General features: G+C 62.8%; 18 protein-coding genes and 2 pseudogenes. 17 read left to right on the top strand and 3 right to left on the bottom strand.

What is annotated here, in order from left to right:
• A pseudogene (locus IC232_RS32725) lies at positions 1 to 199 on the top strand (hypothetical protein); the annotation flags it as partial.
• A gap of 529 nt (positions 200 to 728) precedes the next feature.
• Here the strand turns inward: IC232_RS32725 and IC232_RS30090 are convergent.
• Entirely contained in the window at positions 729 to 1,763 is a 1,035-nt protein-coding gene (locus tag IC232_RS30090) for a YihY/virulence factor BrkB family protein (RefSeq protein WP_190848621.1), read from the bottom strand.
• 259 nt (positions 1,764 to 2,022) lie between these two features.
• On the opposite strand from IC232_RS30090, the gene IC232_RS30085 reads away from it, so the two are divergent.
• Positions 2,023 to 2,442, top strand: coding sequence for a CopG family transcriptional regulator (locus tag IC232_RS30085; protein WP_190848620.1), 420 nt, complete (start codon positions 2,023 to 2,025; stop codon positions 2,440 to 2,442).
• A gap of 98 nt (positions 2,443 to 2,540) precedes the next feature.
• Positions 2,541 to 3,809, top strand: a complete 1,269-nt coding sequence (locus IC232_RS30080) for an alpha/beta hydrolase family esterase (RefSeq protein ID WP_190848619.1) — start codon at positions 2,541 to 2,543, stop codon at positions 3,807 to 3,809.
• Between the two features lie 621 nt (positions 3,810 to 4,430).
• Here the strand turns inward: IC232_RS30080 and IC232_RS30075 are convergent.
• Complete coding sequence (locus tag IC232_RS30075) at positions 4,431 to 5,510, bottom strand: hypothetical protein (protein WP_190848618.1); 1,080 nt, start codon at positions 5,508 to 5,510, stop codon at positions 4,431 to 4,433.
• A 155-nt stretch (positions 5,511 to 5,665) separates the two neighbouring features.
• On the opposite strand from IC232_RS30075, the gene IC232_RS30070 reads away from it, so the two are divergent.
• The 12 genes from IC232_RS30070 (at position 5,666) to IC232_RS30015 (ending at position 17,576) form a co-directional block, all read left to right on the top strand.
• Positions 5,666 to 6,922, top strand: a complete 1,257-nt coding sequence (locus IC232_RS30070; protein ID WP_190848617.1) for an ABC transporter substrate-binding protein — start codon at positions 5,666 to 5,668, stop codon at positions 6,920 to 6,922.
• A 57-nt stretch (positions 6,923 to 6,979) separates the two neighbouring features.
• A complete protein-coding gene (locus tag IC232_RS30065) occupies positions 6,980 to 8,008 on the top strand; it encodes a carbohydrate ABC transporter permease (RefSeq protein ID WP_190848616.1) in 1,029 nt (342 codons plus the stop codon).
• On the top strand, positions 8,005 to 8,889 hold the full coding sequence (locus IC232_RS30060; protein WP_190848615.1) for a carbohydrate ABC transporter permease: 885 nt from the start codon (positions 8,005 to 8,007) through the stop codon (positions 8,887 to 8,889). Before IC232_RS30065 ends, IC232_RS30060 begins: the two co-directional genes overlap by 4 nt.
• 3 nt (positions 8,890 to 8,892) lie before the next feature.
• Positions 8,893 to 9,948, top strand: a complete 1,056-nt coding sequence (locus tag IC232_RS30055; protein ID WP_190848614.1) for an ABC transporter ATP-binding protein — start codon at positions 8,893 to 8,895, stop codon at positions 9,946 to 9,948.
• 66 nt (positions 9,949 to 10,014) lie between these two features.
• The gene (gene hisD, locus IC232_RS30050; protein ID WP_190848613.1) at positions 10,015 to 11,325 is read left to right on the top strand and encodes a histidinol dehydrogenase; all 1,311 of its coding nucleotides are present in this window, start codon (positions 10,015 to 10,017) and stop codon (positions 11,323 to 11,325) included.
• The gene (locus IC232_RS30045; protein ID WP_190848612.1) at positions 11,322 to 12,086 is read left to right on the top strand and encodes an SDR family NAD(P)-dependent oxidoreductase; all 765 of its coding nucleotides are present in this window, start codon (positions 11,322 to 11,324) and stop codon (positions 12,084 to 12,086) included. Before hisD ends, IC232_RS30045 begins: the two co-directional genes overlap by 4 nt.
• Complete coding sequence (locus tag IC232_RS30040; RefSeq protein WP_190848611.1) at positions 12,083 to 13,099, top strand: LacI family DNA-binding transcriptional regulator; 1,017 nt, start codon at positions 12,083 to 12,085, stop codon at positions 13,097 to 13,099. Before IC232_RS30045 ends, IC232_RS30040 begins: the two co-directional genes overlap by 4 nt.
• Before the next feature lie 5 nt (positions 13,100 to 13,104).
• Entirely contained in the window at positions 13,105 to 14,094 is a 990-nt protein-coding gene (locus IC232_RS30035) for a nuclear transport factor 2 family protein (protein WP_190848610.1), read from the top strand.
• Positions 14,091 to 15,062 (top strand): cupin domain-containing protein, encoded by a 972-nt coding sequence (locus IC232_RS30030; protein WP_190848609.1) that lies wholly within the window; start codon positions 14,091 to 14,093, stop codon positions 15,060 to 15,062. Before IC232_RS30035 ends, IC232_RS30030 begins: the two co-directional genes overlap by 4 nt.
• An 11-nt stretch (positions 15,063 to 15,073) precedes the next feature.
• Positions 15,074 to 16,195 carry a cobalamin-independent methionine synthase II family protein gene (locus tag IC232_RS30025; RefSeq protein WP_190848608.1) on the top strand — a complete coding sequence of 374 codons (1,122 nt, stop codon included), beginning with the start codon at positions 15,074 to 15,076 and terminating at the stop codon, positions 16,193 to 16,195.
• Positions 16,192 to 16,881, top strand: coding sequence for an alpha/beta fold hydrolase (locus IC232_RS30020; protein ID WP_190848607.1), 690 nt, complete (start codon positions 16,192 to 16,194; stop codon positions 16,879 to 16,881). The genes IC232_RS30025 and IC232_RS30020 overlap by 4 nt, the downstream gene beginning before the upstream one ends.
• Positions 16,881 to 17,576, top strand: coding sequence for an RraA family protein (locus IC232_RS30015; protein WP_190848606.1), 696 nt, complete (start codon positions 16,881 to 16,883; stop codon positions 17,574 to 17,576). The genes IC232_RS30020 and IC232_RS30015 overlap by 1 nt, the downstream gene beginning before the upstream one ends.
• Before the next feature lie 98 nt (positions 17,577 to 17,674).
• Here IC232_RS30015 and IC232_RS30010 read toward each other — a convergent pair.
• A pseudogene (locus tag IC232_RS30010) lies at positions 17,675 to 18,555 on the bottom strand (IS5 family transposase).
• A gap of 268 nt (positions 18,556 to 18,823) precedes the next feature.
• On the opposite strand from IC232_RS30010, the gene IC232_RS30005 reads away from it, so the two are divergent.
• Entirely contained in the window at positions 18,824 to 19,246 is a 423-nt protein-coding gene (locus IC232_RS30005; protein WP_190848605.1) for an IS5 family transposase, read from the top strand.
• A complete protein-coding gene (locus IC232_RS33540) occupies positions 19,243 to 19,389 on the top strand; it encodes a hypothetical protein (protein ID WP_190848604.1) in 147 nt (48 codons plus the stop codon). Before IC232_RS30005 ends, IC232_RS33540 begins: the two co-directional genes overlap by 4 nt.
• Positions 19,390 to 19,538 lie beyond the last annotated feature (149 nt).

The following is a 19,538-nucleotide window of genomic DNA, read 5'->3' as shown; positions in this document are numbered from 1 at the left end:
AATGCGAGCTTTTGGTCGGGACCCCTTCGCGGAGGGCATTGTGGCCAGCGGTCATGAGCACCGCACCAACAGGTCGATGCTGGCGCGGCGGGCCACCAAGGTGGCGGCGGTGGCCCTGGCCAACAAGATGGCTCGCATGGTGTGGGCGATCGTGGCCAAGGGCGAGCGCTATCGTGAGCCTGTTGTGCAGGCGGCATAATCATCGTCGGAAGGCTCCGGCGATCAGGAGGTTGGGAAGGGCGCAAGGACGTTAATGCAAAGCCGGTCGAACCGGGAAGCGGGACATCCCATTCGTGCCAGAGCATCTTGGAATGCGAGCTTTTGGTCGGGACCCCTTCGCGGAGGGCATTGTGGCCAGCGGTCATGAGCACCGCACCAACAGGTCGAACACATGGCCGCACCGACCAGCCTGGCAGAAGCGTCAAACAAATCCCTTGCCAACGGGGAGCCGTCCACACATGGCACGAGGCTGACCTTAGCCAAACTTCCGCAACTCTGAGATTAGCGGACCTTCATGCAGGCAGGCTTAGAGACCGTGCATGACCCAGAGCTGACTCTAGCTGTTCGAACATAGTTTGCGTCTGCCACGGTAACGTAACTCCCGTTCTACGAACTACGCGGAATTTGCGTGTTAAGGTTTGTTCGGCCCAAGCTCTGGCATTATCAGGCGTCTTGAACAGGGGCGCGGCAACGGCCTGGGGGGTCTCTGGCTACAGCAACGAGCCATGTCAAGCGTGCGATGCACCAACATGATCCGCCATGTTGGCGCCGCGGGTACCTAGCGGCTTTGGCGTCCCTTGCGTGCTGTCCCGGGCTGTCTGGTGCTCCATTTCGGCATTGAGATCAGCACCAAGCAGCACAATTACCACCGACAACCAAATCCACACCATAAAGCCAACGCCAGCACCCAGCGAGCCATAGGTTTTGTTGTAGCTGTCGAAATTGGCAACATACCAAGAAAACAGCATCGAAGCCGCAAGCCAAAGCACCGCAGCCGTGACACTGCCCCAGGTTACCCAGCGCCACTTCGGGTCACGACGGCTTGGACCGTAGCGGTAAATGACAGCAAGCCACATGCCCACAATCACGAGAAGGATCGGCCAGCGCAGGATGGCGAGGAGCTGTTCTGCTGGGGTCACAAAGCCCACAAAGGTGAGCACGACGGGCGCGACCACCACCGCACTGATGGCCAGGATGATGAAGCCGATCATCCCGAGGGTGATTAGGAACGTCGTGGCATAAAAACGCAGCAGGCTGCGCTTCTCCTTCTCACCATAAACGACGTTGAGCGCATCGAAGAGGGCTGCCACCCCCGAGTTCGCGCTCCAGAGCGCCACCAGAAAGCCGATCATAAAGGCGACTCCGAGTGTATCGTTGCGCTTGGTGACGATCAGGGAGATCTGCTCCCCGATGAGTTCCAGCACTCCGCCGGGCAGAATGCCTGCCAGCAGGGACAGGTGGCTCCTGATCGTGCTGGTGTCGGCAAAGAGCCCGTACAGAGATACGATGGTGGCAATCGCAGGGAAGACCGCCAGCAGGGCAAAGAACGCAACCCCGCCCGAGGTGGACAGGATCCGATCTTCCGAGATCCCCCAGAGCACACGCCAGAGAATGTCCTTCCAGCCGCGGGCCGGGATCTGCCCGGGGGTATTCGCCTCCCGTCCCCGGTCGGGCTCGCGGGCGCGGTTGAGATCGTCCGGCAGAACGCCGGGAGCGGACTCCTCTTCGAGCTGGGAGCGCCAATCTTCGCCATGTTCGTTCATGGGGCACCATTGAGGTCCAGGAGGATATCGGGTCGGCAGGTTCGTGCCGTGTGAACGGGGCGTTTCCATGCCTCTCCACATTAAACCCCGAGACTGGTCTCCTGGCTCCTTTGAGGCCCGTGCTCCCAATCCGGATGCCAATCCAGTGATATAGACGCGAAGTGGCAGGCTGAATTCAGGGAAAGACGATACTGGGGCTTGAACTCGCGATGTCCGCCATCCAGATACCATCCATATGGATGGTAAACGGAGGGCAGCTATGGCGACCAACGTGCACGAACTTCGACCTAAGGCTTCCGATAGCGAGAAGATCACGATCAACCTGGGCTATGTCGACTTGGGCCATATCGATCTCTTGGTCCAAGAGGGATTCTACTCCAACCGGACCGATTTCATCCGCACAGCCATTCGAAACCAGCTTGATCGTCATAACGACGCGGTGAAGAAATCGGTCGACCGCCACCAGCTTGACCTCGGCCTGCGCCACTACGACCGCCAGGACCTCGAGGCCGTGCAAGCAGCCGGAGAAATGCTGCACATCCAGGTTCTGGGTCTGGCCAGCATCGCCAATGATGTCACGCCCGAGCTGGCGCGGCAGACGATCGCCTCCGTTCACGTCCTTGGCGCCTTGCATGCCAGCCTGGCCGTGAAAGAGGCGCTGAAGGACCGCATTCGCTGACCGCCGTGTAGCACCCGTCTTACCGCCTTTAGATCCTGCCCAGCCTTTCCCGACAGGAAGGGGCAGGTCCCGCTTTGCCTAACCACAGGATTGAACCCATGAACATGAAACCAAATATCAACATGCTTGAGGCGACCCGTCTGACCCGTGAAGGTCGGCTTGCAGAAGCCATGGCAATGCTCCAAGGAGGCCTGCCGAGTGCTCATCCTTCAGCTACTCCAGGCGACGCAGGCGGAGATGCAGGCCACCGTCCGGCAGGGAATGCAGCGCGAATCATCGACATGGTGCCACCATCATCCGGAGGAGGGGCATGGACGTCGCCGAAGTTCAACTTCCCGCATATAGCTCCTGACGCCTCTGATGGTTCTGCCGGAGGTTTGGGCCAGCCCCAAATGCCGGAGGCGCTGCGCGGCTTCCTCGACCGCATAGGACAACCCGGCTCCGCACTCGGCCTGGATGGGCTGGTTGGACCCATTCCGACACGTGCGCCGGCCCCGCTGCCGGAGGGAGCCCGGTTTGAGGAGAAGTCCTTTGCCAATGAGGCCGGAAACCGTGCCTACAAGCTCTACATCCCCAGCGGCTACACGGGTCAGCCTGTGCCGCTCGTGGTGATGCTGCACGGCTGCACCCAATCGCCGGACGATTTTGCGGCCGGCACGCAGATGAACGAACTGGCCGAGGAACAGACGTTCCTGGTCGCTTACCCGGCGCAGGCGCAGTCAGCCAATGTCTCGAAGTGCTGGAACTGGTTCAACGCCGCCGACCAGCAGCGGGATCGCGGCGAGCCGTCGCTGATCGCCGGCATCACCCGGCAGATCATGCGTGACTTCTCTGTCGAACCAGGACGCGTCTATGTCGCCGGGCTCTCAGCCGGCGGGGCAGCGGCGGCAATCATGGGCTCGGCCTACCCGGAGCTCTATGCGGCTGTGGGCGTCCACTCGGGTCTGGCGTGCGGGGCCGCGCGTGACATGCCGTCGGCGTTTGCTGCCATGCGGCAGGGTGGGGCGCCTCAGGACGGTAGAGCCAAGCAGCCGGTGGCGACCATCGTGTTCCATGGTGATCGCGACACGACCGTCAGTCCCGTCAATGGCGACCAGGTTATTGCTCAGTCGAGGGCGGGCTCGGATCTGCGATCAACCGTCAGCCGCGGACAGGCTCCGGGCGGGATCAGCTATACCCGAACGGTCGCGTGCGATGATAGCGGACACCCGATGCTCGAGCATTGGGTTCTTCACGGGGCGGGTCATGCCTGGTCCGGCGGAAGTCCGAGCGGGTCCTACACCGAACCCAGGGGCCCCGATGCCAGCCGCGAGATGATGCGCTTCTTCCTGGAACACCCTAAAGCGAGCGCCGCATCCCCCAACTAAACACAAGGAGCCCGCCAGTTCTTGCTGATCCTGGCGGGCTACGATTGCATATCTCCCATACAGGTAGGTCTAGAGTGTACCTATCGAGATCAGTTTGCCTCGTTACAAGGACCAAAACATTCCAGCGTGCATCAAGGAAGGTCGGCTCATGGCACTACTCGGAAGTAGGCTGAACGTCTGCCATAGCAGCGAACAGCGGACGTTCCTGATGGCTACAGGATCGGCAGAGGATGACCCGAAGCGGAAGTTCGAAAGATCCAGCTGACTGCTGTCTCAATGATACGGGAAAAGTTCAACTGCGGTCCATCGACAAAGGCGGACGACGAGCTTTGCAATCGGGGGCGCCACGGAGCAGTGGCTCAGCAAGAGAGCTTCAATCAAGACCGTGACGCTGCAGTACAAATTCAAAGATGAGAAGCTATAAGATGTGAGCTCCGCTTCTGAGTTCGGTCACCATCTGCTCCACTTTCCGTAAAGTGAGATTGAAAGCGAGGTGCGACCGCATTCATGAAAGGGCGACGGGTCGGCCTAGGTGCTGCCCTAGAACGTTTCATCTCACGTGCTGAATCTTGGAATCACCACCTGAAATGCTTAATCAAGATGTTTGCGGCAGATCCGATATCAGCGCCGGAGGACCTCAGACATCCGTGCAAGAGGATCCACACCCATCTGTTTCAGAAGGTGAAGCATATCAAGTGGAACCCAGTTCTCACGGATTAGACCTTCATGATGAAGATAAAAATCCATCACACGCATGAAGACGGGCTTCCCGCTGGCAGGTAAGCCGCAGAACCCGTCCCCGGCATGCACCGCGTAGACTGAGGGCCAGCCGCCGGTGACGGAGTAGGGGCCATCTCCGATGCGGATGTAATGGCCAGCGCCGTGCCGCTGGCGCTCAGCCGTGACCTCCTCGAAGGTTCCCTGCGGGCGGTGAAATGCGATGCGGAAGGGCAATTGGTGCCCATCGACGAATCCCTCAAGCCCGCGGGTCGTACCAATGCCGGCTGGGCCATACCACATCATCTTCGGGTGCCAATGCTGCCGCTGAGGCATGTCGATGAGGCTCTGCCGGGAGAGGCGGTTGCGGTCGTCGTGCTCCGCCAGGGATTTGTGCATCGCCAGAGTCTGAGCAATGCTCGCCCGTCCCTCATCGGGCGCCGATGGCGCCAGCCTGACCCCGTCTGCGGTGAGGGGGCCTGGCCACATCTCGGGGACGCCGAGAGCAGGGGCGAGGGGCCAGACGCCGGCCTGACGCATGACGTCCAGGACGTCCCAGAGAAGGTTCGCCTGGACGGCGCGCCCATCCGGCCCGATCTGCCAGACCTCGCCGTAGCGCAGATAGACCGTCTTGTTGCTAGCTGGGATCCCAAGCCAATCACCTGCCATGGTGCCGCAATAATGGCCGACGGCGGCGATGTAGTGCTGGTCCTGATAAGCGCCAGCGACGAAAATGACGTCGCGGCGCTCGAGGTCCGGAAAGGCGGCCTTCAGGGGAGCCCACAGTCCCGTTAGTGCGGCCTCGTTCCCTGCAAGTTCATTGATAGGGTGCGCGACACGCCACTGCGAATTTTCAACGGCCAAGCCTGAAAGTGCGCCCGCGATCTCTTCGGGCGAGGCCTCCGCCAAACCCTGCAGATTGGCCAGGAAAGCGCGGCGCTGGGCCCCAGTCGGGAAGGCCTCTGCGTCAGAAAACCGGGTCATCGATACCCTCCATCAGCAGCCGTCACAATGCTGCCGGGGAACAGAAAAAAATTCTTGCATACGTTTGCAAAAATTGCAACCATGCCTCGTCGATCCTTCAATAAACGTCAAAAACAAGAGGATCCGCTTGGGCCATGTTACTGGGAGGTAACCGCATGACCATCAGTCTGAAGCGCCTGTTTCAATCGGCGCTGTTCTCGTCATCCTTGCTTGCGCTGTCCGCAGGGGCTGCGTCCGCCAGCTGCGGCGATATTGCGGGCCGTGTGTCCGTCGTGGGTAACGAATTCCCGGCCATTCACACGGTCACCAAGGCTGCCGCCACCTGCGCCAATGATAAGGTAACGGTGAAGGCCAACCTCACCGCCGATCATCAAAAGATCAACCTGCCCGGCATGCAGGGCAATCCTGCGGAATACACCAGCGCGATCATCGCGACATCGTCGATCACGCCTCTTTTGAACGGCAACGTCGTCCGGCCCTTGGATGATCTTGTCGCCAAATTCGGCCAGGACATTCCGAAGCGCCAGTTGATCACAGTCAACGGCAAGGTCGTGGCCGTTGCCTTCATGGCGAATGCACAACATCTCGTGTATCGGGATGACGTGCTGAAGAAGATCGGCATGGAGCCACCTAAAACCTACGAGCAATTGCTTGAAGCGGCCGAGAAGATCCGGGCCGCCGGCATCATGAAGAACCCAGTCGGAGGAGCCTATGCCACGGGCTACAATCTGGGTCTCGAATTCATCAACATCTACATGGCTTTGGGTGGCGAGCTGTTCAAAGACGGCACGCCGACGGCATCGGTCAAGAACGGCCAGGGCGTGGCGGCGCTGGAATTGATGAAGAAGCTCACGGGCTACATGAATCCCGACTTTCTGACCCATGATTCCAATGCGACGGCTGCCGAATGGGAGGCGGGCAATGTCGCCCTCATGAACTTCTGGGGCTCGCGCACCGGGGTGCTCATGGACAAACAAGGCTCCACGCCGGAGGTCTACGAGAACACCAAGGTCGGCGCGCCGATGACCATTGGCGGCGGCAAGATCCCAGCGACGACGCTATGGTGGGATGGCTGGACTGTGGCTAGGAACATCCCTGATGCCGATGCCGCCGCGACATTCGTAGCCATGAAAACCGGAACGAGCCCCGCGATCCTGAACGACGCGACGATGGGGCAGGCTGTCTGGATGATCGAAGGCTACAAGCCGGCTCCCGTGAACCAGGGCGTCATGCTGACCATGGAAAGCGGAGCCAAACCTTATCCCATGCTGCCTTACATGGGGCTCTTGCACGCGGCCATCGGGGAGAACGTCGCCCGTTATCTCAGCGGCAAGGCCGACGCCCAGACCACGCTCTCGGATATCGAGGCGGCCTACACGGCTGCCGCCAAGGAAAAGGGCTTCCTGAAATAAGCGTCGCCCACGGCCTGGGCCCCTGTCCGTCTCCTACGGTGCAACGTGTGCTGAACCATGAAGCATAAGACATTCCTGTGGTTCTTCCTGCCCTCCGGCATGGCGATGTTCCTCTTCATCGCCATGCCCATAGTGTCGGTGCTGACGCAGTCGGTCTACGCGCCGCACGAGCAGGTGATCCGCGAGGTTGAAAACTGCACGCTCTTCGGTTGCTCCAAGGCGACGCAGATCGACCAGGAGGCAACGCGGGCCCTGCGCGACGCCGAACCCATGGGACGCTTCGTCGGGCCGAGCATCTATACCGACCGCAACCATCTCGCCTTCGCCGAGATCGCCGAGATCTGGCGCAACGCCTCCGGTCATGGAAACTTCTTCGGGCAAGTGACCAATCTGCCCTTTTATGACGCCTTGAGCTTCACGCTGACCTACACGGCGCTCGTCACACCGCTGTCGCTGGCCTTCGGCCTGATCATCGCGCTCGCCGTCAACGCCCTACCGCGGCTGTTCCGGGGTCCCGTGATCTTCGTGTCCCTATTGCCAATGATCGTGACGCCGCTGGTGGGCGCGCTCATCCTGTTCTGGATGATCGATGCCCGCGGCGTCCTCGGCGCAGCCTTGCAGGCGCTTGCGGGCGATCCGGGTCTGTCGATCAAGGCCTCGACGCCTCTGATGTGGACCATGCTCATTGTCTACGGGGTCTGGTCGTCAGCGCCGTTTGCCTTCGTCATCTATTATGCCGGACTGCAGACCGTGCCCGGCGACACCCTGGAAAGCGCTATGATCGACGGGGCGAGCCGGTGGGAGCGCATCCGTTATGTCATCCTGCCCCACCTTCTGCCGTTGACGACCTTCATGGCCCTGATCAAAATCATGGACAACTTCCGGGTCTTCGAACCCATCGTCAGCTTCAGCGCCGGGGCGCACGCCAAATCGCTGAGCTACTTTATCTATTCCGACCTCGGCGGAGAGACGCGGCTCTTGTCCTCTGCAGCGGCAACCTCCGTGCTCACCATCGCGGGCATCATCGTCCTGATCTCGCCAGTGCTCGTGCGCACTTGGCACGCCTTCGGGAGGGTGCGAGCATGACAACACGTGTCGCCGACCGCCGGCCCCTGACCCTTCGGGTCGTGATGTCAAGCTTCCTCGTCCTCTGGCTCATCGTCGCGGCGTTCCCGTTCCTGTGGACCCTGTGGGGAAGCTTTAAGGTCGAGGGGGACTTCTTCTCGAAAGCCGACTGGCTCAACGCGCTTACCGGACCTTTGACCATCGCCGAGACCGGGGGCTCGTTCACCAGCAGCGGCTATTACGGGGCCTGGGTGCAAGAGGAGTTCTGGCGCGCCGCCATGAACTCGCTCATCGTCGTGGTGTGCGTCGTGTGCATCTCCCTGACCTTTGGCACACTTGGCGGATACGCGCTGTCGCGCTCGCCCTACCGCTACGCCTTCTGGCTCCTGCTCATCTCTCTCGTGTTCCGAGCCATGCCGCCTATTACGCTCGTGTCTGGCTACCTACTACCGTTCTTCGAGTGGAACCTCTGGGGGCATCTGCCCACCGCGATCATCGTTCTTGTGGCGATCAACCAGCCCTTCACCCTGTGGATGCTGACATCGTTCTTCCGCAACATCCCCAAGGATCTCGACGAAAGCGCCATGATGGACGGGTGCTCGCGCTTCCAGGCGTTCCGGCATGTAATCATCCCCGTCATGTGGCCAGGCGTGATCACGACGGGCCTGTTCTCGTTTCTTCTCGCCTACAACGATTTCGCCGTGACCGCGATGCTCCTGTCGAAGGAAAACCAAACTATGATCCCCAAGATCGCGAGCTTTCTGGGTACGACGCAAACGAAGGGCAACGTCATGTTCGCCGTTTCCTCCGTGATCTCGGTTACCGCGCCCTTGTTCCTCCTCGTGATGTTCTTCCAGCGTCAGATCGTCTCCGGGCTGACCGCCGGCGCGGTGAAAGGCTGAGCCATGGCCGATATCCAGTTGAAGGGTCTGTCCAAACGCTGGGGCAGCTTTATCGGTGTCAAGGCGATGGACCTGCACATCGCGGACGGCGAGTTTCTCGTCCTGCTCGGCCCCTCAGGCTGCGGAAAGACCACGACCATGCGGATGATCGCGGGGCTCGAGGATGCCAGTGACGGCGACATCCTGATTGGTGGGGCGCGGGTCAACGGGCTCGAGCCTAAGGACCGCGACATCGCCATGGTCTTCCAGTCCTACGGCCTTTATCCGACCATGTCGGTCTACGAGAACATCCGCTTCCCGCTCAAAGTGAGGAAGATCCCGCAGGCGGAGCATCACGAGCGGGTCATGCGGGCAGCGACGACCGTCGAGCTGACGGAATTCCTCGACCGCAAGCCTGCGGCCCTCTCGGGCGGCCAGCGCCAGCGGGTGGCGCTCGCGCGAGCCATCGTGCGCAAGCCGAAGGTGTTCCTGATGGATGAGCCGCTTTCTAACCTCGACGCCAAGCTGAGGGTGTCGACCCGCGCGCAGATCAAGAACCTGCACCATGAACTAAAGACGACGACGATCTACGTGACTCACGACCAGATCGAGGCGATGACACTTGCCGACCGCGTTGTCGTCATGTCCAAGGGTGTCGTCCAACAGGTTGGCACGCCCCTGGAGATCTATGACCGCCCGGCGAACACCTTCGTTGCGGGCTTCATCGGCAACCCCGCCATGAACCTCCTGCGCGGGGAGATACGGGGCGGCGTGTTCGAGGGCCGGAATGTTCGCATCCCAGGCTTCGCCGGCGCCGCCGACGGGCAGGTGCGTCTCGGGTTCCGGGCAGAGGACGCGGCCGTGGCGCAAGCCGGTGAGATCGCGGCACCAATCTACTCGCTGGAGCTTCTGGGCGACGCCTCCATGGCGACCGTGCAGGCAGGGGAGAGCCTTGTGGCAATCAAGGCGCCGAAGGACTTCCAGGGCCGCATCGGCGAGCCCCTTGCGGCACAGATCCCGGCCTCCCTGTGTCACCTGTTCGATGCCCAGTCCGGCGAGCGCCTGCGATGGAGCGCGTAATGATTGCTAACGTCCGCCTCTCAGCGGCGCTCCTCCACTCCATCAGCCTTTCATAAGGACCATGTCATGGCCATCCAGCGGATCAAGTCCGGCAAACCCGAGCAAGCACGCGCCGACGACGATGCGAAGGTGCGCTCGACCGTCGAAAGCATTCTGGAGGACATCGCGGCACGGGGCGATGCGGCGGTGCTCGAAATCTCTCAGCGGTTCGACAATTACGCCCCGGCCTCGTTCCGGCTCACGCCTTCGGAGATCGAGGCGGCCATGCAGCAGGTGTCTCCGCGGGACATGGAGGATATACGCTTCGCGCAAGACCAGATCCGGCGGTTCGCACAAGCGCAGCGCGCGACCATAACCGATGTCGAGGTGGAAACGCTGCCAGGCGTCATCCTCGGGCACCGCACCATCCCCGTGCAGTCGGTGGGCTGTTACGTGCCTGGAGGCAAGTTTCCCATGGTGGCCTCCGCGCATATGTCGGTGCTGACCGCGAGCGTGGCGGGCGTGCCGCGGATCGTGGCCGCGGCACCTCCCGTCAAAGGGGCTCCCCATCCGGCCATTGTCGCGGCGATGCAGCTGGGTGGCGCACACGAGATCTACGTGCTGGGCGGGATCCAGGCGGTCGGCGCAATGGCGCTGGGAACCGAGACCATCGAGCCCGTCCACATGCTTGTCGGGCCGGGCAATGCCTATGTGGCGGAGGCCAAGCGCCAGCTCTACGGCCGGGTCGGCATCGATCTCTTCGCCGGCCCCACCGAGACGATGGTGATCGCCGACGAGACGGTGGATGCGGAACTGTGCGCAACCGACCTCCTGGGCCAGGCCGAGCACGGCTACAATTCGCCTGCCTGCCTGATCACCAATTCGGCTCGTCTGGCACATGGGACCGTTGCAGAGATCGAGCGCCTACTCACCGTTCTGCCCACGGCCGAAACCGCTTCGGTGAGCTGGCGCGATTATGGTGACGTCATCCTGTGCGACACTTACGAGGAGATGCTCGCGGTCGCCAACGACATGGCCTACGAGCATGTGCAGGTGATGACCGACCGAGACGACTGGTTCTTGGACAACATGCACAGCTACGGCGCCCTGTTCCTCGGGCCGCGTACCAATGTGGCCAACGGCGACAAGGTGATCGGCACCAACCACACCCTGCCCACGAAAAAGGCCGGGCGCTACACCGGCGGGCTCTGGGTGGGCAAGTTCCTCAAAACCCACAGCTATCAGAGAGTGCTCACTGACGAGGCCGCGACGCTGATCGGCGAATATGGCTCGCGCCTGTGTATGCTGGAGGGATTCGTCGGACATGCCGAGCAATGCAATATCCGGGTGCGCCGGTATGGCGGCAGGAATGTGCCGTACGGGGTCGCAGCAGAATGAGCCTGCCGCGCACCCCTTCGTTCCGGCTCGACGGACGCCGCGCTCTGGTGGCCGGGGCATCGTCGGGCATCGGCCGCGGCGCGGCCGTCGCCCTCGCCGCGGCTGGAGCCGAGGTCACCTTGCTGGCTCGTCGCGCGGCGGCCCTGTCGCAGTTGTGCGATCAGATCCTGGCCGAGGGCAGCAAGGCCAGCATTCTGTCGGCCGACATCACCGATCTTTCCGCCATGCGCGAGGCGCTCCAGGCGCAAGGTCCGTTCGACATCCTCGTCAACTCGGCCGGGCTCGCCCGGCATACGCCAGCCCTGGAGGCGAGCGCTGAGGATTTCGACGCGGTGATGGAGGTCAATCTGCGGGCGGCCTTCTTTCTGACGCGCGAAGTTGCGCGGGGGCTGATCGCGGCAGGCAAGCCAGGAAGCCTCATCAACATCTCCTCGCAGATGGGGCATGTGGGCGGACCCGAGCGGGCGGTCTATGCCGCCAGCAAACATGCGCTTGAGGGCATGACCAAGGCGATGGCCCTGGAATGGGCGCCGCACGGCATTCGCGTCAACACGCTATGCCCGACGTTCATCCGCACGCCACTGGGCGAGCAGACGCTGCAAAACCCCGAGCGCAAGGCTTGGATCTTGTCGAAGATCAAGCTCGGACGGGTAGGGGAGGTAGAGGACCTGATGGGGCCAGTCGTGTTCCTCGCATCGGAGGCCTCAGCGATGATGACCGGCACGCATCTGATTATCGACGGCGGATGGACCGCGGAATGACGGAGACCAACACCCCTGTCACGGCTCTGGACGTGGCCCGGCTCGCCGGGGTCAGCCAATCCGCTGTCAGCCGAGTCTTCACCCCCGGCGCGTCGGCGTCCAAGCGCACGATCTCCAAGGTGAAGGCGGCGGCCGAGCAACTCGGCTACCGGCCTAACCCGCTGGCGCGGGCGATGATTACGGGCCGGACCCGCATCATCGGTCTCCTCGTCGCCTATCTCGAAAACCAGTTCTACCCGATGGCGCTGGAGCGGCTCTCGCGGGTCCTGCAGGCGGAAGGCTATCACATCCTCGTCTTCATGGCGGAGAATCACACCGAACAGGTGTCCGAGGTGGTCCAGGAGCTCATCGACTACCGCGTGGACGGGATCATCACAGCCTCGGTGGGCCTGTCGAACGACATCACGAGCCGCCTATTGGCCCTGGGCATCCCCGTCGTCATGTTCAACCGCGGGCAGGACGACGATGCTCTGAGCGAGGTGACCTCCGACAACATCGCCGGGGGACGGCGAGCGGCCGAGTTTTTGATAGCGGCCGAGCATGAACGGATCGCCCACATCATGGGCTGGCAGGGTTCCTCAACAGGGCGCGATCGCGCCACGGGCTTTCGCCTTGCGATGGAGGAGGCGGGGCGTCGCCCGCACGCACTCGTCGACGGGATGTATGACCGACAGACCGCCGCTGCTGCCGCTCGGGATTTGTGCCGCGCTGGGACAAGGCCCGATGCGATCTTTGTCGGCAACGATCATATGGCTTTCGCCGTCATGGACGAGTTGCGGTTCGGGCTCAACTTATCGATCCCGGGCGACGTCTCGGTGATCGGCTACGACGACGTACCTATGGCGGCTTGGCCTTCCTATGCGCTGACCACCATCCGCCAGCCTGTGAACCGCATGGTCGCCGCCACGGTCGAGGCGCTGCTCGGTCACCTGTCTGGGGACCGGACGCCGCGCAAGATCCGCATCGACAGCCCCCTCATAATCCGGGGATCCGCCCGCCTGCCCAAGGGATAGCGACGATGACAGATTTCTGGAACCGGTGGCAGGATTTTCCCGATTACATCCTGGGCATCACCCGCGAGATCTGGGAGGATCGCGGGATCGCTACCCTCCACCGCAGCTACAGCCACGACATTCCGGTTCGGACGCCCATGGGCGTAGCCATCGGCAACGAAGGCGTCATCGCCTCGACAATGGCGACGCTGCACGAGTTCCCAGACCGTGAGCTCTTGGGCGAGGATGTGATCTGGTCCGGAGACGAGGAGACCGGCTGGTTGTCCTCGCACCGCATCATCTCGACGGGTACCCACCGCCGGGATGGGTATTTCGGGGCGGCCTCCGGCCGGCGGTTCACGGTTCGCGTCATCGCCGACTGCGCCGCAAAAGCCGGCACGATTTTCGATGAGTGGCTCGTGCGCGACAACGGCGGGCTCGTGCGCCAGCTAGGCGGCGACCCTAAGGCCTTCGCGCGACTCCTAATCGAACGGGAGGGCGGGCACGACGCAGCCATGCGGCCGTTCACGCCCGAGACGGACAGGCAGGGGGGCTATGAGGGCCAGGGCAACGACGACCCCTGGGGGGTGCGCTATGCCGAGACGCTGGAGCGGATCATGCAAGCGGATTTCGCCCATGCGCTGTCCGCTTACGACCGGGCCGCGATCGGCGAGTTTCCCGGTGCGCAAACTCTGATCGGCCACCGCCAACTCGCTGATTTCTGGCTTGGCCTTCGTTCATCCTTCCCGTCTGCGGTTTTCAGAATTCACCACCGGATCGGCATGGGAAGCGGGATGATGCCCCCGCGCGCAGCGATCAGGTGGTCGCTCGACGGTGCGCATGAGGGCTGGGGCATGTTCGGACGCCCGAGCGGCGCAAGAGTCCACGTCATGGGCATGGCCCATGCCGAGTACGGCCCCTTCGGTGCAGGTGGGGCCGGGCTGCGCCGTGAGTTCGTCCTCTTCGACGAAGTGGCGATTTGGAAGCAAATCCTCCTACATACAGGTGATCTATGACATTGGAAGAAATGGAAGCTCGCATCGTCCGCTATGGCGACCTGCGCCCATGCAAGACCGCCTTCATCGACGCCCACACCCCGGGCTCGAACCAGAAGGAGAACTTCACGATCATCGGCGGCGGGGTCAGCGAAAGCCCCGACCAGCACGTGCATATCCGCGAGACACCTGGCTTTAACATCGGCGCCGCCGGCCAGCCGCCGAAATGCCGGAACAGCCTTCATGTGCACCGCACAGCGGAGGTGTTCTTCGTCCTGAAGGGACGCTGGCGCTTCTTCTGGGGCCGCTGGGGCAACGCGGGCGAGGTGGTGCTGGAGGAGGGTGACATCATCAACATCCCGACCGGGATCTTCCGCGGCTTCGAGAACATCGGCACCGATTACGGGATGATCATGGCAATCCTGGGGGGGGACGACGCCGGTGGAGGTGTGGTCTGGGCGCCCCAGGTAATCGAGGATGCCCGCGACCACGGCCTGGTGCTGGGCAGCAACGGCAAGCTCTATGACACAAAGAAGGGCCAGTTGCCCCCCGAGAATGTGGCACCCATGCCGCTCCTGACGGAGGAGGAGCTCAAGGCGTTTCCCGAGCCGACCACGGCCGATGTCGTGCCGCACTACGTCGCCCGTTATTGGGACCTCATCGCGCTCTCCGACCGCCAGCCCGCCAAGGTTATCGGGGCGGACGGGGTGCTCAAGGACCGTCCCGGCTTCGAGGTCGAAATGCTCTCGCGCAACTCCATTCCCGAGGGTTCCTACAGAGTCGACCGGCATGAGGTGCTGATGCCGGTTCGCGGTCACTGGCGGCTTACCTGGGATGGCGGACAAACCGTTCTCAATCCTGGCGACACCGCGGCGATCCCACCGGGGCTGGAACATTCCCTGTCGCCCTCGATGACGGGGGAGGCCAGCCTCTACCGCGTCTACAACACCGACGACGCCGCCGGCGCGACGGGCCGCCTGCTTTCGTAAGGGGAAATGTCATGGCGCTGTTGGCCACGCATGTCGGATCGCTGCCGCGGTCCCAGGTGGTCGTCGACTTCCTGTTCGCGCGCGAGCGCGGGCAGGATTACGACGCCGACGCATTCGATGCCTGCATGAGCGACGCCGTGATGGAGAATGTCCGCCGCCAGCGGGAGGTGGGCATCGACATCGTCAGCGACGGCGAGTGCTCGAAGATCAGCTACGCGACCTATGTGAAGGACCGCTATACCGGGTTCGCGGGCGACAGCCCGCGCAACGCACCCGCCGACCTGAAACTGTACCCCTCATTCCTGGAGCGTTTGGGGAAGAGCGGCGGCACCCCCCATTACGCGCGGCCGCAATGCGTGGGGCCGGTCGCGTCCAAGGGGCAGGGCGAACTCTCCAAGGACATCGCAAACCTGAAGGTGGCCATGGCCGCTCACGGGGTCGAGCGGGGCTTCATGAACGCTGCCTCGCCGGGCGTAATCTCGCTTTTCCTCCAGAACGCCTACTACCCGGATCGGAACGCCTATCTGCGCGCCCTGGCGGAGGCCATGCGGGAGGAATACCGCACGATCATCGAAGCCGGGCTCGACCTGCAGTTGGACTGCCCCGATCTCGCGCTGAGCCGGCACATGCTCTTTCCCGATCTGTCCGACGAGGAGTTCCTGCAGATCGCGGCAACCCATGTCGAAGCGCTGGAGCAGGCGCTCGACGGTCTTCCACGTGAGCGCGTCCGCCTGCACATCTGCTGGGGCAATTACGAGGGACCGCATGTCTGCGACATCGACATGGCGAAGGTCTTCCCCCTCCTAATGCGAGTGCCGGCGCGCTACATCCTCTTCGAGACGGCCAATCCGCGGCACGGCCACGAATGGACCGTGTTCCGGAATCGGGCGGATGAGATTCCCGACGACAAGGTACTCATTCCAGGCGCTATCGACAGCACGACAAACTTCGTCGAACACCCGGAGCTGGTGGCGCAACGGCTCGACCGGTTCACGTCCATTCTTGGAAAGGAGCGGGTCATCGCCGGCTCGGATTGCGGTTTCGGCACCTTTGCCGGCTTCGGAGCCGTCGATCCGGAGATCGCTTGGGCTAAGCTCGCGGCGCTAAAGGAGGGGGCACGCCGAGTCGGATGATCCCGCTGTTGCTAATTCCGGGCATGATGTGCGACGCGCGGATGTGGGGCGAGGTTGCATCCACGTTTGCAGAGCGGCCGGTACATCACGCCCTTCCGGTCGAGGGATCCACGACCACCGCGATGGCCTCGGCTATCCTGCGCGACGCGCCACCGCGCTTTGCCTTGGCAGGCCTGTCAATGGGCGGCATCGTTGCCATGGAAATGCTGCAGCAGGCGCCGGAGCGGATCGAGAGGCTCGCGCTCCTCGATACCAACCCGCGCGCCGAGGCTGACCAGGTCAAGCGGCGGCGGGCAGCGCAGATCGAGCGCGTGAAGTCCGGCGATCTTGCAGGTGTCCTGCGCGATGAGATGAAGCCGCACTACCTCTCGCCGCACGCCAGTGATCCTTCCATCCTCGCGCTGTGCATGCAAATGGCGCTCGACCTCGGACCAGAAATCTTCATCCGCCAATCCCTGGCCCTTCGAGACCGGCCCGACCGCCAAGGCGCGCTGGCCCGTTTCCACCAGCCGGCACTCGTCTTGACGGGCGAGGACGACCGCCTATGCCCCCTCGACCGGCACGAGCTCATGCACGCGCTGATGCCACAATCGCGGTTGGTGATCGTCCCAGACGCAGGACATCTGCCGACATTAGAGAATCCCACCCCAACAATCGCGGCCCTGTGCCGCTGGCTAGAGGAATGATGAACCCGACCCTCCTCAAACTCCTGCGGGGCTGCGACACCCCGACCATATGCAACGCCATTGAGGTCGCTCAGGGCAAACGCGGGTTTGACGCCTTTACCCGCGGGACGATGATTGCGAGCGCACCGGCCGAGCCGCCGATGGTCGGCTACGCAGTCACGGCTCAGTTGAGGGCTAGTGCGCCCTCGATGGCCCCACCGGAGGCCGTGCGCGCGCAACGTATGGCCTATTACCGGGCCATGTATGAGGCGTCCAAGCCATCCATCGCGGTCGTGGAAGATCTCGATTTTCCCGACTGCATAGGAGCCTATTGGGGCGAGGTAAACACGACGATCCACAAGGCCTTCGGCTTGTCGGGCGCGCTCACCAACGGGGTCGTGCGCGATCTCGGGGATTTGCCGGAAGGCTTTCCCGTCGTTGCGGGCAGCATCGGGCCGAGCCACGGCTTCGTGCATGTGGTGAGCGTGGGGGATCCCGTCACCATTTTCGGATTGAGGATTGCCACAGGTGACCTCGTCCATGCCGACCGTCACGGCGCCGTGGTTATCCCGCCTGAGGTTGTTCCGGATCTTGAGGCGGCCATCGGAAAGCTGCGGGGGTCGGAGTACGTTATCCTGGCGCCGATGCGGGCGGGACTGGAGAGCTTCGGCGAGTTCGAAGAGGCATGGCGACGGTTCGAAGCCTCGCGGGTCTGAACGGCTGGACAGACGAGCGCCAAGGCTTCTTCGCGACCTAGGAGGGCCGTGTTGCATGGATCGGCCGGAGCACGCATTCGGTCGCAGCCTGCCTGAGTTTAAGCAGTGCGGACGGACTTCGGGCGCCCAAGCTCGAGCATGCGGTTCAAGGCATGAACCGCGATGGCGACCTCAGTTATGCGACGCGGTCCGTTCGCGAGCACACCGCGTCGCCGATCACTCGTTTGAAGCGGCTTACAGACGCCTCCACCAGCGCCCGACGATTATACCCGGATCTCTTCTGCCAGCTTATGCGTCCATGCTCAGCGATGCATTGGAGATGCTGATCGCGCTGGGTTGGGTTGGTCTCCCAATCCTCGCTAAGCACCGCCGTTGATCGCGGTGGCACGATGACTACAGCATCGGCACGACGCCTGGTGACAGTATCGTAGACGTCGGACTGATCGTAGGCTCCGTCACCGATGAGAGACACGAGTGGAGCCGTGATCTGGTCGAGCAAGGGCTCGACCTGCGAGCCATCATCGACGTCGCTCGTGGTCAATTCGGATGCGAGGATCTGCCCGGTCTCGGCATCCACCCCGACGTGCAGCTTGCGCCCGGACCGGCGCATCTGGGTCCCGTGCTTCTCGACCAGCCACTCGCCGGGCCTACAGAGCCGCAGGACCGTGCTGTCCACCAACAGGTGAACGGGCCCTCTCGAGCTTGGAGATGACTTTGGGACCTCCAGGGTCTCGGCGCGTCGGCTGAGGGTCGAGTGATCGGGCACCGCCAGATTCAGGCCCAGGAGTTGGAGGAGCGAGCCGATCAGTCCTTCGGTTTGGCGCGACGCCAGCCGAAATACCGCCCGCAGCGTCAACGCCGTCCGGATCGCAAGAGCCGAGTAGTGTGGTTGACCACCCCGTGTCCTTCGAGGCTCGGCCCGCCAGGCGGCGATCGCCTCCTCAGAGAACCAGACCGTCAGACTGCCCCGCTGACGCAGGCTGGCGTCGTACTCCGCCTAGTTTGCCACCCGGTGCCGCTGCTTGGGAATGCGGTGCCGGCGAGCGGCATTGGCTTTGAACGGCACGGGAGACATCCGAGAGGAAGGGCACAGGCCTGTTATGTGATCCGGCTCCAGCTACCAACTCGCCTATTCGTGCAACAAAGCGGCGTTGGCACCCTGATCCTAGATCCTGTCTGACGGCCTGTGAATCTGGATGAGGCTATGGCTGTTGCCTTGGTGGGGCTCACCAAGGCGGAGACGTGCGATGCGGCGGCACGAACTGAGCGATGCTCAATGGGAGCTGATTGCAGATCTCATGCCCAGGGCTGGTCGCCACGGTGGCGGGCGTTGGCGCGACCACCGGCAGGTGGTCAACGGGCTGATGTGGAAGCTGTGTACCGGAGCGCAGTGGCGCGACCTGCCCGAGCGCTATGGGCCTTGGCACACTGTCTATGAGCGCCTGACCCGATGGCGCCACGAGGGGTTGTTTGACAGGATCCTGGATCGGCTCTGGCTCAAGCTGAATGCCGAGGGACTGATCGACTTGGATCTGTGGTGCATCGACAGCACCTCGGTGCGGGCCAGCCGCTCGGCGGCCGGAGCGCGTAAAAAGGGGATCCGCAGGAGCCGGACGACCATGCGCTTGGCCTCTCGCGGGGCGGCTTCGGCAGCAAGATCCACCTGGTGAGCGATGGATCAGGCCTGCCGCTGGCCTTCACGCTCACGCCCGGGCAGAGGCACGAGGTGCCGGCCTTTGAGCAAACCTTGAAGGCCGTCCGCCTGCCCAATCCGAGAGGCCGTCCGACCATGTCAAGCGAACCGAAGAATTGACCCCTTGGGCGAACTGAAGATTTGACCCCCTCTCATTGCTTTGCGTTTCCCTCTGGTTCGAGCGCCGTTCCGACCTTCTGCAGCAGGCCGGATCGGCGCTTTTCGCGCAGCCGATAGCTGTCGCCGCGGATGGTGATCACCGTCGAATG

It is taken from the genome of Microvirga sp. (genome assembly GCF_014699075.1).
Lineage (GTDB): Bacteria > Pseudomonadota > Alphaproteobacteria > Rhizobiales > Beijerinckiaceae > Microvirga.
Note: the sequence above shows the minus strand (reverse complement) of the source record. Positions and strands in the feature narration are given on the sequence as shown.

Excerpts from the sequence above, each read along its gene's own strand:
- IC232_RS30060 (WP_190848615.1), top strand. The coding sequence starts at position 8,005 with ATGACAACACGTGTCGCCGACCGCCGGCCCCTGACCCTTCGGGTCGTG.
- hisD (WP_190848613.1), top strand. The coding sequence starts at position 10,015 with ATGGCCATCCAGCGGATCAAGTCCGGCAAACCCGAGCAAGCACGCGCC.
- IC232_RS30020 (WP_190848607.1), top strand. The coding sequence starts at position 16,192 with ATGATCCCGCTGTTGCTAATTCCGGGCATGATGTGCGACGCGCGGATG.
- IC232_RS30005 (WP_190848605.1), top strand. The coding sequence starts at position 18,824 with ATGCGGCGGCACGAACTGAGCGATGCTCAATGGGAGCTGATTGCAGAT.
- IC232_RS30030 (WP_190848609.1), top strand. The coding sequence starts at position 14,091 with ATGACATTGGAAGAAATGGAAGCTCGCATCGTCCGCTATGGCGACCTG.
- IC232_RS30025 (WP_190848608.1), top strand. The coding sequence starts at position 15,074 with ATGGCGCTGTTGGCCACGCATGTCGGATCGCTGCCGCGGTCCCAGGTG.
- IC232_RS30090 (WP_190848621.1), bottom strand. The coding sequence starts at position 1,763 with ATGAACGAACATGGCGAAGATTGGCGCTCCCAGCTCGAAGAGGAGTCC.
- IC232_RS30045 (WP_190848612.1), top strand. The coding sequence starts at position 11,322 with ATGAGCCTGCCGCGCACCCCTTCGTTCCGGCTCGACGGACGCCGCGCT.
- IC232_RS30055 (WP_190848614.1), top strand. The coding sequence starts at position 8,893 with ATGGCCGATATCCAGTTGAAGGGTCTGTCCAAACGCTGGGGCAGCTTT.
- IC232_RS30015 (WP_190848606.1), top strand. The coding sequence starts at position 16,881 with ATGAACCCGACCCTCCTCAAACTCCTGCGGGGCTGCGACACCCCGACC.
- IC232_RS30080 (WP_190848619.1), top strand. The coding sequence starts at position 2,541 with ATGAACATGAAACCAAATATCAACATGCTTGAGGCGACCCGTCTGACC.
- IC232_RS30065 (WP_190848616.1), top strand. The coding sequence starts at position 6,980 with ATGAAGCATAAGACATTCCTGTGGTTCTTCCTGCCCTCCGGCATGGCG.
- IC232_RS30070 (WP_190848617.1), top strand. The coding sequence starts at position 5,666 with ATGACCATCAGTCTGAAGCGCCTGTTTCAATCGGCGCTGTTCTCGTCA.
- IC232_RS30040 (WP_190848611.1), top strand. The coding sequence starts at position 12,083 with ATGACGGAGACCAACACCCCTGTCACGGCTCTGGACGTGGCCCGGCTC.
- IC232_RS30085 (WP_190848620.1), top strand. The coding sequence starts at position 2,023 with ATGGCGACCAACGTGCACGAACTTCGACCTAAGGCTTCCGATAGCGAG.
- IC232_RS30075 (WP_190848618.1), bottom strand. The coding sequence starts at position 5,510 with ATGACCCGGTTTTCTGACGCAGAGGCCTTCCCGACTGGGGCCCAGCGC.
- IC232_RS30035 (WP_190848610.1), top strand. The coding sequence starts at position 13,105 with ATGACAGATTTCTGGAACCGGTGGCAGGATTTTCCCGATTACATCCTG.